Genomic DNA, 15,674 nt, shown 5'->3' with positions numbered 1-15,674 from the left:
AGCTGATATCCACAGCATCACTGCCTATATCTTCAATCTATAAGTACCTAAGATCTAGCAAGGTTCCTATCTCAACAAAAATCCTAGTATTCAGTTCTCTAATTTATGAGGCTTTCCTGGGAGCACTTTCACATTTGAAGTCAAAGCTCCTCTCCAAAATCGGCTGTAGTTTCTTATCCGGAATATAGCCCCTTAGCCAGCTGAGCGGCTCTCCGTTGGAGGCGATAAGGAAGCTGAATGGAGTGCCGGGAGTTTCGCCCAGTACTTTTTGAAGCTGTGTGCTTGCTTGAAGCATGGGGAATTCCGGGCGTAGCTTTCGATATTCAGTCAGTAGGGCTTTTCGGGAGCCATTGATACCCAGGGCGATGGGCTGAAACTGTTGGGAGCACTCGCTAGCAAGCCGGTTGAGTGTTCGAACCTGGCGAAAGCACCAGGGGCAGTTCGGTTCAACCAGTACTATCAAGCTGGGTTTCCCTTTGAATTGCTGCAGGTTGATACGCTCGGGGCCGGCGAGGCTGCGCAGTTCAAAATCGTAAAGGGAAATGGCAGCTTCTGTCGCGCCAGTAGGCGCGAACAGAAGTGTGATTAGTGCGAGCCAGGTTCGCATTACAGGTTCCAGTCGAAGCCCAGGTAATATTCACGCCCTCGTAGCGGGCCGTAGATATAGGCTACGTCGTAGGCACCACTGGCATCCCAGAATAGAGGACTCTCACCTTCCTCAACCTGGGTGTAATCTGTCAGGTTGTTTCCGCCCAGATACAGGCTCAGATTTTCAGTGACGTCAAAGGTTAATTTAAGATCTACTGTCCAATAGGCGTCTGCGCTTGTGCTTTTTAACGTGGAGTCGCCCAACTGATTGAAACCTTCGTAGCCAAATTCATCCAAGTCCCGGGAGCCTACCCAAGTAGCGCTGGCATATAGCATCCAGTAATCCGCTTTGTAATCCAGATTGAATAGTGCACGTTGCTCTACTGGAGCAATGGCAAAAGATTCCCGGAAAACATCGTCGTAATCATAGGTCTCCAGTGTGCCACCGATAGTCAAATTTTCGGTCAGCGCGTAGCCGAGAGTGATATCGGCAGCACCTACGGAGGCGCTTTCCTGCATCTGGGTAAGCAGTGGTACTCCATCCTCGGTTTCGCTCAGTGCTGCGAGGTTATCGACTTCGGTAAATGCCAATGACAGGGTGCTGTTGAGACGCTCTCCCTCGAAGCTCAATGCATAAGTTGCGGATAGAGATTTTTCAAGGTTTTCGATCTCGATGGCAAAGCCATCACCGGCATCAAGAATGCCGTGATCTGTTTCGAAAAAGGATAGGGGGGCTCGGTATCCTCGTCCCAGCGCTACCCGGGAGGTCCACTGGTCGTCGTGCAGATAGCGGAGGTCTATACGCGGGGCCACCACCGTTTCATCGATCTCTGTACCGGGTTTTTGCTCGGCGACAAAGTCGGCTTTGGCATTGTCTACGCGTATGGCCAGTGCCACTTCGAGGTCTGGTGAAACGGTCCAGGTGTCCTGTATGTAGAGGCCGGTAGTTTGGTAGTCGAAACTATCTTCGATGTAATTATCGCTTTCCTCTCCTGCGACAGAGTCGGAACGCATGGATTCATCACGAAGATCGACACCAAAGGTGAGCATGTGCTGATCGTTAAGGATCAAATTGTTGCGCAGGTCGAAGTAGTTGAGTGTGTCTGTAGCGGTGTAATCGAACCCTTCGTAGAAGGAGTCCTGCTTGTGCTCAGACCAGGCGACAGTAAACAGCGTGTTATAGGATTCGCTGAATTCGTGGAGCCAACTTGAGGAAATTTCACTGCGAGTGGTGGAGATCCATTCGGTGGTTTCCCAGGGTTTGCCAATGTATTGCTGCCGCACATCGTCGTCGACAAACAAGTGGTCAGATTCCACACCATCGTAGCCTTGTAGGACGGAACCAATGCTGTATCCCTGAGGGCCGCCAAAAATACTGGAGTCGGTATAGGCTGTGCGCAGTACCACGTTGTCCCGCTCACCCAGGTCATGGGAGAGGCGAACTACATAGCTGGCGTTCTCTTGCAGCGGTGCTTCGCTAACTCCGTTGTCATCATTGTCCATCTGGTGGTGCTTATCATCCTGAATGACCAGCGATGTACGGGTGCGTTCATCATCGCTTACATAGCCGCCCATCATGCCTAGAAAGTAGCTGTCGTTGTCCTCCATGGAGGCATTGATGTTGAGGCCGGTTTCCTCGACTTCCTTGGAGATGACATTGATGGTTCCGCCGATTGCTTCGGGTGCGAGCAGCGATGCTCCCGCACCTCGGGCCACTTCGATACGAGAGACACCTGTTGTGGCCAGTGCATCCACTGCGTAATAGCCAGCCATCATGGTGTGAAGAGGAACGCCGTCGGTGAGGATGGTGGAGTGCTCACCGCGCATGCCGTTCAGCATTATTCGTTTGACCCCGCACATGGAGCACTCATTGGAAACCCGAACACCGGGGGACTTTTCAATGGCGTCAGTGAGGTTAACCGCCTGCAGGGATTTGATCAGACTTTCATCAACAACCTCAGTTTTCTGGATTGCATCCAGCAAGGCTCCGCGCTCATAGAGGCGCTGGCGCACACCGACTACTACGGTTTCCTCCATTACCGTGGGCTGATCTGAGGGAGTTTCATTGGCGAGGGAGGCGGGTACTGCGGCTGCGAGTGCAGTAGCTAGCAGGGTTTTGCGAAACATGAGAGGACTTCCAGCAAGTAAACTGCCGAATATGATAATGATTCGCATTTGCGCGGCAAGCGAGCAAAGGTGGTAGTTTTAGTGGCTTTGGATTTAGCGGGCCAGGAGGTATGGGCTCTAACTTGGAGGGGGCACTCAAGGGGCCTATGAGTTTCTTTGGGTTGGCTTAGTGTGCTGCTCTCATGAAAGAGTTGGAAAACCTTGGCCGATAGATTGCGGTTGAGGCCCGCTGTGGGCCCTCATTTAAGGGGAAGTTGATTCTCAGCGTTTTCTGTTACTGAGTTTCTGCTCCCTTTGAATACGTATATAAATTTCTTCGCGGTGAACTGCTAGGGATTTGGGGGCATGAATCCCGATCTTTACTTGGTTACCCTTAACCTCCAGCACTTTGAGTGAGATGTCTGTTCCAATTCTTAGGTTTTCACCAGTCCGACGCTTTAAGATCAACATATTTTTTCCTACTGAATTTCAAGCTATTTTTTTGGCTCCGAAACCGGAAGGCTTAGAAAGTCGTGATTGCAGGAAGGGCAGGGGGGGAGCGCGAGAACGGTAAGCATAAAAGAAGAAAAGGCGGGCACTACGCTCCCAGAGCTTGGGCAATCGCTTCAAGCTTCTGATTGCGCTCAGCTTTATTGAAGACGAGCGGGTTTCTAGCGTACTATGCATACAGCCATCTTGATAGGTGATTTATCAATTTGGTTAGCTGGCCCCTGGTGTTGGTAGCACCTTGGGTCAGCGCCTTTTACTTACTTTTACGTCACGCTACTGTTCTCCTCTAAGAAATGAGTCTTGGATTTGCTTGAATCAACAATCCTTAAAAAACTGCTGAGTAAGACTCTAATTCCGATAAATATTCATCAATTTTACGCAGCTTTGACACTAAAACAAACTTAATAAAATCCAATAAGATCATTTTAGTGCCTATATTTTTGTGTTTGTTTGAAAAGTCTACAGCGGTTTGTTGTATTACTGGGGGGAAGGATAACGCTGCTTGTCATTCTCTATATTGGTTTTTAAAACTAATACCATCAGTTCAATTGAGCCCCATTTGCTGACCAAAATTTTCATCGGACTTTGCGATTTTTGGACGTGTCACAGGGGCTTAACGTTGGTATTGGCCATGCAGGTTTACATTTCCAACCTTTCTTTTAATGAAATACTTAAGGGGTACTCAACCTCTGAGGGAAGAAGATTTTCCGCTTGCTCAAATTCTCTAGCTTTGACTAGTTGGTGAATTCTGTGGGCACTTTCGGTTACATCAGTAATTTTCTGAATCCATTCATTAACGTAAAGCATTACAGCTTTATTCGACAGCCCAATCTGAATAGCTCTGTGAGGAAGGGGTTCCAGATCTAAACTCCGTTCAGGGTCCCATTGAATACGGACAGGTGTAGTTCTCTTAGCTTCCAACCATACTTCTTTCGTTTGGTATTGATCGGTTTGGTGGCTAAGCAGGCTATTCTGTAAGGCCCATTCAAATCCTTCTCTAGTGATATCTATCGCCAGAATGCGGTTTTGCCCGCTGTCTTTTTCTCCCCAACCCGAACGGTACATCATCCATAGGAAAGAGGGTTTAATCCAGGTCATACGTTCCATTTTGAATGGTGGGGATACAAAGGTTCTGTTTTGTAGGGCGGAATTTGCAATGGCTGTGTTGTATGCTTGGTAGACGCGAATGGTGTGATTATTAAAGCTAGCGCGGATCTGGCGCGTGGGGATAGTCATTTCTTAACCTCTAAATACATACTGTAATGTTACAAGTGGTTAAGTCATTAGTAAAATTCTATGCAAATTTACTCCTCAAGAGGAGGAGTAGTAGAGTTCGATGATATAACGAAGCTCTACTACCAAATTATTAGTTAATTATTCATGCTTCAATAATCAGCACTAATCCAAACATTTTCAAAGTCGGTATAACCATAGATAGTAATATACCAAGTGCCCGATTGAGGAGCGTTCAAATTTATGGATTCATAGTTGCCCCAGTTTTCAGAAGCGTAGTCGGCATTTGACTCAGTGGCGGGTTCACCGTGCTTGATGTAGAGATCTGCATCACCAATGGAGTTGAATAGCGCTGCACCCGTAGCTACAGAAAGCTGGGTCGCTCCTTCAGGAACTTCAATCTTAAACTCTAATTGATCTCCTGCATGGCCATTCAGGTCAGAGATAACTTCGCCGGGAATTATAAATTCATCAGTAGATGATTCAGTAAAAGAGCCGGTCAGGGATACTTGATCGAAGTCTGTATAGCCGTGGAGCATGACATGCCAGATCCCGGGAGTTGGGTTTGCTATAGCAACGGACTCCTCATTGCCGCCTAAATAGGGCCGATAATCATAGACCGACTCAGTAGGTCTGCTAGCAAAACGAATATAGAGATCCGCATCGCCACTACCACCGGTCATCTCAAATGAAAGGTCGCTGGCATTTTCCGGTACTGTGATGGTGTAGAACAACGACTCTCCTGCACTGGCATTAAGACCGCTGACAGGTTTCTGATTAACCAGAATATTGTCGGACTGATCAGCCAGGGTTACCGTTGCCGTTAAATCTACACCCTCGAAGGAGCGTTCGATAGGAGATAGTAATATGTACCAGCGGCCGGTTTCAGGCGAAGTGATCTCAATATCTTCAATATTACCGCTATTTTTAGAACTGAAGTCAAAATCGGCTGGGGTAGGTTGGCGATTATAGGCCACATACATATTCATTTCACCGCCCAGTTCATCGCCTGAATTGTCAGTAATAACTGTCAAGGTTTGAGCATTTTCGGGCACGTCGATATGGAATACTTTTTCGCCTTTGCTACTTAAGTTCTCTCGCGTTTTTGATGGAATAAGAGTTAGCTCTGCCTCCTCATCACAAACTATTGAGTTACCGCCTTTAGCGGGGCTGAAGCTAATGCTCCCTTCATTAAGATAAGAATCAATTAACTCAAGTGCTTCGCAGGAGTAGACATCGAGGAGATTGTCCGTAACATCAATATCAGTTAAGAAATGTCGGTCCATTACCCACTCGAATTGCGCAGTGCCCAAGTAGTTGCCGGCAATATTTAATGTTTCTAGACGTTTAGGTAATTCGGGTAACTCTGTGAGGTTTTCATTAACAGCGGTTAAGTGCTTTAAGTATCGGAATACGTGAATACCTTGCAGTGACTGGATTTCCCCGTTGCCTGGAGTGCGAATTTCTTCAATGTTTGCTGCTTCCAGGCTGTCAATCTCACCATCGTTGTTTGTGTCGAAATAGGAAGTCAAATATGACTTGAATGCAGGGTCAGGAATATTAATATTGACCGCGCCATAGTGGGATGCTGCTGCAACCTGATCACCGCCGCCCAAGTCGATACGTTGGGCCATTATACGGCTGAAGTGCTCATAACCCGATTTAGGGATAATAGTCTCTTGCCCATTAACCGAAAATGCACGTGATGGATAGTGCATTACAGACAGGAAGTCATAGTTACTGTAGTTGTGGGTTTGCCGTATATCAAAATTGTGGACATACTCGGGTTTAATATTATCTTCAATGATTTCGACATATTCATCACGATCAGATCGCTGATGTTCATGCCTCATACCAATAACATGGCCCAATTCATGGACAATAATGTACTTGGTATCCCAGTTGTTCATGCTGAAGAATTGCCCACCGCCGGTTTTTCCAACCATGGAGCGGTTTTCAGTTCCGTTTCTTACGTGAACGTAGTCAGATTGATCAGTGCGTCTTAAAAATTGTAAGTCTGCAATTTCTTCCCAGACTTTGGTGGCGTCGATAAAACGCTGTTGATTTTCTTCAGCGACACTATCGTAAAAGTCGTAATATATGATTCCATCAGGCCACTTATTCGCTGATATTTCAACAGCGGACATAATGCTAACTTGACCGGAATCCTCTTGAACTGGCTCCAGCATATCTCCGGTCAGCTGGTATAGTTTGCCATCAATAATGACTTGGCTCGATTTGGGTTGCTCTTCCAATTGAGCAAACTCATTGCCGGTGTAACTTGGTATCGTTATATCTACAGCCTGGCTGTATGCCATTGCAGACTGAAAAGTTAAAGTTAGGGTTGCTGAAATTCCCAGTGCGGTACTGGTAAATAGTTTCATTTTCATGTTCCTGCTTTGAAAATGTTTTTAAAGTTTTGCCAAACTTTTATCCATAAATAGTCGAGTAGGAGGCATGCCTGATTAACTCTGGCAACAAGTTAAATCAGGATGAATATGCCGCCGCGCGGGAGAATACCGATGTTTGGATTTGAGGTCGATAGGTGGTTTTAAGTTGATTCAGAATGCTAGATTTGATTCGTGGCATTTCTGGAAGGGCGAACTCACGAACGAGATAAAATGTAGAGGATGACTATCAATTTTCGAATGTATATCTTGGTGTTATTAGCAATACTTGTGTTCTGAATATTAGAGATCACCCAGGTGCTTTGTTAGCTGGGTAAATAGTGCCAGATCCAAACCCACTTTCTCTAAACTACGAATATCTTCGAGACAATTTCATATGAATGAGTGGGGTCGTATCCAGTTTGAGGATATACGGCCACCTCAACCCGTCGTACAAACCCCTCAAATTGAACAACAAATAGCCTGGAAGGCAGTAGGGTACCCTGTTAGCCTCTCTTGCAAGCTAGATAGGAAGGAGCGGGCCTATGCAGGAGTCGGATGTTGCCAATCGGCTAATCGATGCGGCACGAGAGTGCTTTTTGAACGATGAGTACCACCGGGTCACAACTCGCCAGATCGCTGCTAAGGCTGGAGTGGCGGTATCGATGATTCGATATTACTTCGGTAGCAAGGATGGCCTCTATGAAGATATGATCCGCCAAACCCTTCTGCCATTGATCGAGGCCGTAGAGCAACTCAGCCTTGATGGCGATTGGGATTTTGGAGATTTCTTTGCCCTTTACTACTCCACCATGCAAGAGAATCCCAAGTTTCCGGCTCTGATCCTGAAAGTCATGGCCCTTAATCAAGGGCCGGGGAAAAATGTGATACGGCAGCTCCTGGAGCGGGGGCGTCAAAGGGGTTCTCGGCGGTTAGCTGAAATTAAAGGTGAAGAAGCCGAATCTGAAGACCCCAAGTATGATTTGCTCAGGATTTCATTTGTCAGTTTGGCTATGTTGCCGATGTTGGCCAAACCCGTCCTGGAAGAGCAAATGGGGCACGTTATGGACCCCGATTTCTTAAAACAGCTTGCAGAGTTTAATGGCCGACTTCTGAAGTCAGGTTTGCAAAGCTTATAGCGATAAGGCCTCAGCAAGTTGAGGCCGGTCTCTTATATCTATTTTTAATCAGATGTTATTTCTGAGGAGTTCTTATGCCCCAGTCAATGCAAAGAAATAGGGCCGTAAATTGGGTCTTTAAACGCGCTTCTAATATGATTAATAGTATTTGTAATATTCCTAATGCTCTGATGCCGCCTCCATTTCGAGTAATGCAAATTGGATCGCTATTTTGGCAGTCTAGATGTCTGTATACGGCTGTCCGATTAAATATAGCTGATCATATTAACGGTGAAGTCGTTCCGGTAGAAAAACTGGCAAATGATTGTAATGCAGATAAAGAGCATCTATATCGATTGATGAGGATGTTGTGTGCAATGGGGATTTTTAAGGAGGTAAAAGCAAGGCACTTTTCGCACAATCGAAACTCTGAAGTGTTGCGCAGTGATGCCAGTAACAGCGTAAGAAGTATGGTGCTCATGCATAACTCCCCAGAATTCAGCAAGCCCTGGTTTAATGGGTTTGAAGACCATATTAAAGATGGGAGTGTGCCTTTTGAAGGTGTTTATGATCAGGAAATGTTTGATTATATGAATGATCATCAATCTGTTAGCACGCTGTTTTCGGACGCTATGGATACCGTTGATAATCTTACCGGGCTACAGTATTTACAAGATTTTGATTGGAGCAGGTTTGATAGAATTATTGACTTGGGTGGGGCAAAAGGCAGCAAAAGTGCGAGTGTCCTCTCTTCATATAAAAACATAACGGCGATGGTGGTCGACAGGAATAATGTTGAGGGGACGGCAAGAGAGTACTGGAAAAACTCACTGAGTGATACAGTTGAAGAGCGATTGGACTTCTTCCCAGCAGATATTATTAACGATAGACTGCCGGTAGCTAATAGTGATAAGGATATCTACTTGTGTACGGCCGTTTTTCACTTGCTGAATGACAGTAAGGCAAAGCGACTCCTCAATAATATTTACTCTGCCATGCAAGGGCAAAATGCTACGCTCGCCATTGTTGACGCAGTATTACCTGAGAAGGGCGCAGACCTTAATTTGGCTGCCATGGACATGCAGATGTTGATGGGAACTCGTGGGCGGGAGCGAACTTACAGCGAATGGAACCAACTCTTTAGTGATAGTCCTTTCTACTTGGTGGAGACAATCTCCGTACGTACCTTTGCAAAACTGATGGTGTTGAAAAAGAGAAAGGGTTAGGTGCTAAGCACTAAGTGGGTGTCAACAAGCGCAATGTTATTAATCGTGAAAATGAAATAACATTGCGCTTATTGTATTGATGGCACGAATAGTCCGCTTATCAACTATAGATACGCCAGCAAGCCAATATCCGTAGTAGCTTAAAGTGCAGTATCACCTGTATTGGTTTTATATACGCCTATATTTACCTATAGCCTCTTTCTGCTAGTCGACTAAGGTTTCGGTCTTTGGTATCTCAGTAGATATTACAGAATTACTTAGGGGGCTCTGAGCCAATATATTTGAAATTACTGGATCTTAGCTATGTATCTAGTGTCCCGTCTAATAGGCAGTTTGCTAGTTTTATCGGTTATTTATGTGGGGTATGTTTGGGCTGATCTTGAGGATCGAGAGCTCGTTGCTGGGGTTACTTATGATATTCCAGGGCTGGCGTATAGAGAACCCTCTTCTGGCGCTATAGAAGGCTTTGAGCCTGACCTGGTCAGGGCAATTGGGGAAAAGTTATTTGGCGGCCCTGGCTATATAAGGCTAACCCGTGTGCTGGATGAGGATCGTATAAAGGCACTTGAAGACGGAAGAGTGGATATGGTGGTATCCCAGTTTACCATCACTCCAGAGCGCGAAGAAAAAGTGGACTTTTCGATTCCTTATTACGTCACTGGGGAGGGTTTACTGGTCCATAAAGATAGCGATATTGAGAGTTTTATCGATCTGGAAGGTAAGATAATTGCTGTTACTAAAGGCTCACTTTCCCTGAAAAGAATGCGTGCTGTCCTACCGTCATTGGAGGGGGCCAGATTGGTTGTAGCGCCCACAAGCTCAGCGACCTTAGAGGCTGTTCAAAGTGGAAATGCTGATGCTGCCTCCAATGACATTATCAACCTGGTACTTTTGCGTAAAGCATCAGCTTATCCGACTTTATATCGTCTGGTGAATATTAGTGGAGACTTCCCGCCAAAGCCCTTTGGTATCGGTGTTAAGAAAGGGAATAAGGAACTGCTCGAGCGACTAAATGCTGCTCTAGAAAGCCTAAAGGAGAGTGGGGAGATCAATAGAATGCTGGATAAGGCCGTTTCCAGTGTGGGTTCAGAGAATGACCCTGATGATACCTTCAGCGGCTCACAGTAGAGTAGTCGCAGAACTATCCGTACAGATAAAGTCTAATTAGGGGCGATATGACTACTAAATCCCCCAGTGTCTTCTTTTCTTTGCTTTTCAGCTCAGTCCTTTTCTTGGCTATTACTTACAGCAATTATCTACTGGGGAATTCCCCGATGCAGGCTACCCATTCGATCTTGGTGGAAACGGATGCACATGAGGGGCTTGTTTATGTACCCTCCCAGAAACGTCTCTACTTCACCAGTGTTCCAGATTTAGAGATTGAGAATCCACAGATAGCGATCCGTTACTACGACTTTATTACTGGCGAAGTTGTAACCTGGAAGCACCGAAGCAATATGGCAAACAGCATGTGGCTTAGCAATGACGGTGAATATTTATTGGTTGCAGAGCAGGGGAAAGGAGCAACCCCGGGCGCTATCAGCCGCATAAGCCTTTCAGACGGTCAACGAGAAGTGCTTGTAGATGCCTATAAAGGTAAGCCATTTAATTCACCCAATAAAGTTGTACAGTCAGCCTCTGGCTGGATCTACTTCACCGATCCAGATTACGGCTACAACCAAGGCTTCAAGCCTGAGCCAATGTTAACGCCAGCTGTCTACGCTTTTGATCCTTCAACAAAAAAGTTAATTCGCTTGTCAGCGGAGTACATGATGCCTCATGGGTTGGCAATCTCCCCAATAGGCAACCAAATCTATATTGGTGATACTGCAGCTATCGATGGAAAGAATCCTTACAACCCCAAAAAAACAAAAGACATTTATGTAAGCGCTTTGCCATCCCCGGAAAAATTGGAGGAGAAGCAATGGGTGTTGTCGGTACCAGTAGGGATTCCTGATGGTTTTATTGTTACTGGCCCCAAAAATGATCTGTGGGTGGCGGCAGGTGACGGGCTGCGACACTATCGAGAGAACGGCTCTCTGGTTAATCTTTACCCTGTTCCCGGCGGCGTGTATAGCGTAGCAACTGACGGTAAAGCAATTTACTCATCAAGTAATACCGCTATATGGAAGACAATGCCCTGAGGGGAAGAGGGGGGATAGTTCCTCTTACTTTTGGAGTGTTATTGCCTGTTCGATCTGTCTAGCTACGGCAAGTAGTGCCAAATCCGCTCCGGGTAACCCATCTATCTCCAGGCCCACCGGTAATCCATTGGTACTTGGCCCGATGGGGATGCTGATGCTCGGGGCACCGGTAACTGGTGCGGAGACATTGTTGTATATCAGTGTGTCCAGGGTGGGGAGTGTCTGTCCATTTAGCTCCAGTTGATATGAGGATGTTTCCAGGGGTTGCGCTTCGATAGGCGCAGTTGGAAATACGATCGCGTCCAGTTGATGCTGCTGGATGATCTTCGAATAGCTCTCGTGCACAGCAGGCAATTTCTTTAAGGCCGCTTGATAAGCTGAGTCTGGCGGCGCCTTAGGGCCGAGCACTGATTCCTGATAGACCTCTTTCACATCCTCACTTTTGATCATTGCTACCAAACCCTCTAGTTGAGTTTGTGGTTGATAATTCGCCAGAAAATGCCCCATGGCAGTCCGCATCTGATGAAACCCGACGGGAAATCCGATTTCGAGAGCGGCGCTGACTATTGGTGAAAGGTCTACTTCTACCAGGTCTACTCCGGCATCAATAAGGGTACTGATTAGAGCCCTGAAAGACTGGCTTACTCCAGGTGAGAGGTTGTCAAATAGAGGATGGGCAAGCCCCAAGCGCAACTGATTGATTGGCTTGCATTGGGGTACGGAGACTCCTGTCATCACTTCAAACAGATAGATGGTATCTTCGACACTAACAGCCATAGGGCCGATCGTGTCAAATGCTGGCACAGAGGGTACGACTCCTTGGCAGCTAAGGCTGCCAGTTGAAGGGCGAAAGCCAACAATACCAGTTAACGCCGCCGGTAATCTGACGGAGCCGGCGGTATCGGTGCCGAGGCCAGCGGGCACAATCCCCGCGGCTACAGCAACAGCGGTGCCCCCCGATGAACCGCCGGGGAAGCAAGCGATGTCCCACGGATTCCTTACGGCACCAAATGCAGCGTTATTGGAGGTTACGCCAAAGGCGAGCTCATGTAGATTGGTCTTCCCAACCACTATGGCCCCACATCCCTCTAGCCGCTCAACCACTGGGGCAGAGGACTTCGGCAGAAAGTTCATGCCAAGGGTCCCAGCAGTGGTATGCATACCCTTTACATTGATATTGTCTTTAACAGCGATGGGGATACCGGCAAGGGGCCTACGGTGGCTACCGGAGGCCAATTCCCTGTCAATGCATTTGGCTTTTTGAAGGGCGCCATGCCGATCGAGGCAGATAAAAGCATTGAGTTCGGAATGAGCAACTGCATTGTCACAAGCTTCTTCAATCAGTGATACTGCGCTAATCTTTCTTGCGAGCACCATCTCCACAAGCTCATGAAGGGAAGTCGTCATAGTTTGCTTACTAGCTTCTGATTGTACTTGGGATCTTAGATCATAGTGAGAAAGAAAGTAGGACGATAAGAATGATATTGGCTAATTTGATAGCACTAGCCTTGATCTCTCCGAGGCGTATCTGATGGTGAAGAGTGAGCAGCGCGTTTCTGGCCATTGAAAATATGAGGGTTATGGGTTTTGAAAATTGATGTATTACTGTTTGATCTCGGCGGCGTACTAATAGAGCTAAAAGGCCGTCCATTACCAACCGGTAAAGCGCCTGTGACTGATGTCATTATCTCCGGTCCGGTAAGGCAGTTTGAGAGAGGAGAAATCACCACGGAAGAATTTGCAAACGCTTTAAAATCTCAATTGGAAATAGAGGAATCGATAGAGACTATTATCGATCATTTCACAAACTGGCTTGCTGGATTCTATCCAGGAGCAATTGAATTACTCAGTTCTCTAGAGAAAAACTACAAAGTGGCCGCATTGACAAATACCAATGAACTTCACTGGCCACGCATCACTCATGAATTTAATGCACATAACTATTTTGGCAGAATATTCGCTTCCCACCTTATAGGTATGGCAAAGCCCGATGAAGCATTTTTCAAGCATGCGCTTGAGCAGCTGGAAGTCGAAGCCAGTAGTGTTGTGTATATGGATGATATCCCTAGAAACGTAGAGGTGGCGAATAAGGTGGGTATGACTGCGTTTCATACCAAGGGATTTGATTCGGTGTTGGAAGTGATAGAACGTTTAAATATTCAAAAATAGATTTTTGGCAGTAAGAAAGGTTGGAGGTCTAATAGACTATTGTGTAGAGGTAGTTTCTTGGCCTTAAAAATCTACTTAAGCTATCCAGACATGCCTGCCCTCAAGTTGCTCCCTCTTTCTAAATATTAATTTTTAGGAGCTTGTTCACAGTTCACGGCTAAGTTCATTCGAATGTTGGTTAGACTATAATTTGCGCCAGTTAGTAAGTACCAGCTCGGTGAAATATGATCATGATGAGTGTTATTTCTGGGTTCGGTTGAAAAACGGTGAAAAACTCTTATAAATTATGGGGTTACGTGAGTAGGGTAAAATTGAGATAGTAGTCATAGTGATCGTTTTTGCAGTTTGTTTAATCGTACCATTTTAGTGTAACTAGCTGACTTCTAAAGAGAAACTGTAATGGTGGCGGTAGATTGATTATGAGATAGTAGTCAATATAATAGTGGTCAGAATGATTACTATATAAATGTTATATTCACCAGGAAGTATTGTGCAAAGTATTGAAGATTTCATAAAGAATTACTCCCCAAGTGATTTGGAAAAAATTTCATTTGCTTGGAATGGAAAGCATGCTGAAGAGTTAGAAGACGCCAACTACGATTTTAGAAATGATGTGGCGAAGAAGCTTATAGATAAGGAGATGCTAGGCTCTAGTGAGCTGGTTAGAGACATTTTGCTTGCTGAAGCTTATTTATCCAAAGAGATATGGGGTGCTACCGGAGCCTTAACGGATCTTGGTACATTGTTGCTTTCTCAGTCTAAAGCCAAGTATGTGGATAGTTTCTTTGAAGCAAAAGGTCAGTCTTTCGACACCGAGTGCGGTCTCACATGTTACGATGTGCCAGTCGATATTATACGTGAAATTATTGAAGAGCTAAATCTAAGGCTCGCCTCAGAATCGGACAAACGTAATGTGGAATATTACATAGGCTATTTCTCTGAATATCTACCTAGGCAATTGCACGAAACTAAAGAAGATCAGAAACCTTGGTGGAAGTTTTGGCAATAGAATATAACAAGTGACTATGGTTGTTCGTCAAGTTATTAAGCCATACTTTCATCCCAGTAGGTGTTGTTTTTCACCATTGTATTCAGGATCGTAATCTGCTTTCTCATGCAGGCAACCAGAGCAACCTTTTTAGGTTTGCCAGCGTCGACTAATCGCTTATACATGGGCTTTAGTTTGGGATGATGTTGTATGGCCGACATGATGGAAACAAAAAGAACCGTGCGTACGCGATGCCTTCCACCTCGAATATATCGTTTGCCCTGGAAGTTGCCGCTATCACGGTTCATCGGGGCGATACCGACAAGTGCAGCGATTTCTTTACGGTTCAATTGTCCTAGCTCAGGAAGTTCACTCATTAACGTATAGGCCAATACATTTCCGACCCCTTTGGCACTCAACAATAGGTCACGCCTTTGCCGCCACTCAGACACACTGTTAACCAGTTTATCCAGTTGCTTGTCGATACCTTGTAGCTCTTTCTTGATGGTGTTTAGAATGGTCTGTATAGGTTTGTGTACTGATTTCGGCATTCTCTGAAGCCGATTCTTTTGCATTGTACTCATCTCTAAACACTGACTTCTTACCGCCAGTAAGTCACTGATCTCCCTAAGCTTTTCTGGTTTTAGCACCGACAGCCCTGGCTTCATGGCCTCACCAAAATGTGCAATATCCATTGCATCTAGCTTGTCAGTTTTGGCGAGGCGCCCTGCGGATTTAGCGAAGCTCCTTATCTGCGAAGGATTGCAAACAACAATAGGTAATCCGGCTTTGTCGGCGGCGCAAACAAACTCTAACTCGAGCCTTCCCGTAGACTCTATTAATACTCTTTGAGGTTTAAGAGGTTGTAGTTGTTTAATGGCATCTTTAATGCCATTTTTATCATTGGCAACACTAAAGAACTGGCCAGTAGGTCTCACATAAATATCGAGTTGTTTACTGCTGGTATCGATACCGACATTGATCTCTTGAGGTTCCATAAGATAAGCTATCTCCGCCTTGCTATTCGGGCTCGAGGCCCACATGACTATCCGAGTTATGCCTAGTGAGTGCTTATCACGTTCATACTTGTTATCGGTCTTTTACGAACCAGCCAAGCAGCGAACTGTGATAAACAAGGCCTTCGGTGGCCGCCGAAGGTGGGTCTCAATTTACCCGTTAACGAAAAGGATTTTCAACATCAGAAT

At 45.9% G+C, this 15,674-nt stretch carries 13 protein-coding genes; 6 read left to right on the top strand and 7 right to left on the bottom strand.

Features of this window, described 5'->3' with window-relative positions; all coding sequences use genetic code 11:
• Positions 1-103 precede the first annotated feature (103 nt).
• The 5 genes from ACJJIQ_RS11075 to ACJJIQ_RS11055 form a co-directional block, all read right to left on the bottom strand.
• Positions 104-607 (bottom strand): TlpA family protein disulfide reductase, encoded by a 504-nt coding sequence (locus ACJJIQ_RS11075; protein WP_445364620.1) that lies wholly within the window; start codon positions 605-607, stop codon positions 104-106.
• Positions 607-2,715 (bottom strand): TonB-dependent receptor plug domain-containing protein, encoded by a 2,109-nt coding sequence (locus tag ACJJIQ_RS11070; protein WP_445364619.1) that lies wholly within the window; start codon positions 2,713-2,715, stop codon positions 607-609. Before ACJJIQ_RS11070 ends, ACJJIQ_RS11075 begins: the two co-directional genes overlap by 1 nt.
• A 261-nt stretch (positions 2,716-2,976) precedes the next feature.
• Positions 2,977-3,165: a carbon storage regulator CsrA gene (gene csrA, locus ACJJIQ_RS11065; RefSeq protein ID WP_282933247.1), complete on the bottom strand. Its 189-nt coding sequence runs from the start codon at positions 3,163-3,165 to the stop codon at positions 2,977-2,979.
• 678 nt (positions 3,166-3,843) lie between these two features.
• Positions 3,844-4,440, bottom strand: coding sequence for a DUF4291 domain-containing protein (locus ACJJIQ_RS11060; protein WP_444935623.1), 597 nt, complete (start codon positions 4,438-4,440; stop codon positions 3,844-3,846).
• 149 nt (positions 4,441-4,589) lie between these two features.
• Positions 4,590-6,821: a pre-peptidase C-terminal domain-containing protein gene (locus tag ACJJIQ_RS11055; protein WP_445364618.1), complete on the bottom strand. Its 2,232-nt coding sequence runs from the start codon at positions 6,819-6,821 to the stop codon at positions 4,590-4,592.
• Positions 6,822-7,369: 548 nt separating this feature from the next.
• Between ACJJIQ_RS11055 and ACJJIQ_RS11050 the strand changes: the two genes are divergently transcribed.
• The 4 genes from ACJJIQ_RS11050 to ACJJIQ_RS11035 all read left to right on the top strand — a co-directional run bounded on the left by ACJJIQ_RS11050 (position 7,370) and on the right by ACJJIQ_RS11035 (position 11,312).
• Positions 7,370-7,963, top strand: a complete 594-nt coding sequence (locus tag ACJJIQ_RS11050; RefSeq protein ID WP_444894188.1) for a TetR/AcrR family transcriptional regulator — start codon at positions 7,370-7,372, stop codon at positions 7,961-7,963.
• A 74-nt stretch (positions 7,964-8,037) separates the two neighbouring features.
• A complete protein-coding gene (locus ACJJIQ_RS11045; protein WP_445364617.1) occupies positions 8,038-9,168 on the top strand; it encodes a methyltransferase in 1,131 nt (376 codons plus the stop codon).
• 303 nt (positions 9,169-9,471) lie between these two features.
• Positions 9,472-10,296 (top strand): transporter substrate-binding domain-containing protein, encoded by an 825-nt coding sequence (locus ACJJIQ_RS11040; RefSeq protein ID WP_282933242.1) that lies wholly within the window; start codon positions 9,472-9,474, stop codon positions 10,294-10,296.
• Between the two features lie 146 nt (positions 10,297-10,442).
• Positions 10,443-11,312: an SMP-30/gluconolactonase/LRE family protein gene (locus tag ACJJIQ_RS11035; protein ID WP_445364616.1), complete on the top strand. Its 870-nt coding sequence runs from the start codon at positions 10,443-10,445 to the stop codon at positions 11,310-11,312.
• 24 nt (positions 11,313-11,336) lie between these two features.
• Here the strand turns inward: ACJJIQ_RS11035 and ACJJIQ_RS11030 are convergent, their stop codons facing one another.
• Complete coding sequence (locus tag ACJJIQ_RS11030; RefSeq protein ID WP_444913464.1) at positions 11,337-12,719, bottom strand: amidase family protein; 1,383 nt, start codon at positions 12,717-12,719, stop codon at positions 11,337-11,339.
• Between the two features lie 180 nt (positions 12,720-12,899).
• Between ACJJIQ_RS11030 and ACJJIQ_RS11025 the strand changes: the two genes are divergently transcribed.
• Together ACJJIQ_RS11025 and ACJJIQ_RS11020 are read left to right on the top strand one after the other, a co-directional pair.
• Positions 12,900-13,481: an HAD family hydrolase gene (locus ACJJIQ_RS11025; RefSeq protein ID WP_445364615.1), complete on the top strand. Its 582-nt coding sequence runs from the start codon at positions 12,900-12,902 to the stop codon at positions 13,479-13,481.
• Between the two features lie 490 nt (positions 13,482-13,971).
• Entirely contained in the window at positions 13,972-14,490 is a 519-nt protein-coding gene (locus tag ACJJIQ_RS11020; RefSeq protein ID WP_445364614.1) for a hypothetical protein, read from the top strand.
• 35 nt (positions 14,491-14,525) lie between these two features.
• Here the strand turns inward: ACJJIQ_RS11020 and ACJJIQ_RS11015 are convergent, their stop codons facing one another.
• On the bottom strand, positions 14,526-15,467 hold the full coding sequence (locus ACJJIQ_RS11015) for an IS110 family RNA-guided transposase (protein WP_413662913.1): 942 nt from the start codon (positions 15,465-15,467) through the stop codon (positions 14,526-14,528).
• Positions 15,468-15,674: the final 207 nt, after the last annotated feature.

The organism is Microbulbifer maximicatervae (SeqCode), assembly GCF_052468295.1.
Note: the sequence above shows the minus strand (reverse complement) of the source record. Positions and strands in the feature narration are given on the sequence as shown.

Excerpts from the sequence above, each read along its gene's own strand:
- ACJJIQ_RS11075 (WP_445364620.1), bottom strand. The coding sequence starts at position 607 with ATGCGAACCTGGCTCGCACTAATCACACTTCTGTTCGCGCCTACTGGC.
- ACJJIQ_RS11070 (WP_445364619.1), bottom strand. The coding sequence starts at position 2,715 with ATGTTTCGCAAAACCCTGCTAGCTACTGCACTCGCAGCCGCAGTACCC.
- ACJJIQ_RS11015 (WP_413662913.1), bottom strand. The coding sequence starts at position 15,467 with ATGGAACCTCAAGAGATCAATGTCGGTATCGATACCAGCAGTAAACAA.
- ACJJIQ_RS11055 (WP_445364618.1), bottom strand. The coding sequence starts at position 6,821 with ATGAAACTATTTACCAGTACCGCACTGGGAATTTCAGCAACCCTAACT.
- ACJJIQ_RS11050 (WP_444894188.1), top strand. The coding sequence starts at position 7,370 with ATGCAGGAGTCGGATGTTGCCAATCGGCTAATCGATGCGGCACGAGAG.
- csrA (WP_282933247.1), bottom strand. The coding sequence starts at position 3,165 with ATGTTGATCTTAAAGCGTCGGACTGGTGAAAACCTAAGAATTGGAACA.
- ACJJIQ_RS11035 (WP_445364616.1), top strand. The coding sequence starts at position 10,443 with ATGCAGGCTACCCATTCGATCTTGGTGGAAACGGATGCACATGAGGGG.
- ACJJIQ_RS11045 (WP_445364617.1), top strand. The coding sequence starts at position 8,038 with ATGCCCCAGTCAATGCAAAGAAATAGGGCCGTAAATTGGGTCTTTAAA.
- ACJJIQ_RS11040 (WP_282933242.1), top strand. The coding sequence starts at position 9,472 with ATGTATCTAGTGTCCCGTCTAATAGGCAGTTTGCTAGTTTTATCGGTT.
- ACJJIQ_RS11060 (WP_444935623.1), bottom strand. The coding sequence starts at position 4,440 with ATGACTATCCCCACGCGCCAGATCCGCGCTAGCTTTAATAATCACACC.
- ACJJIQ_RS11030 (WP_444913464.1), bottom strand. The coding sequence starts at position 12,719 with ATGACGACTTCCCTTCATGAGCTTGTGGAGATGGTGCTCGCAAGAAAG.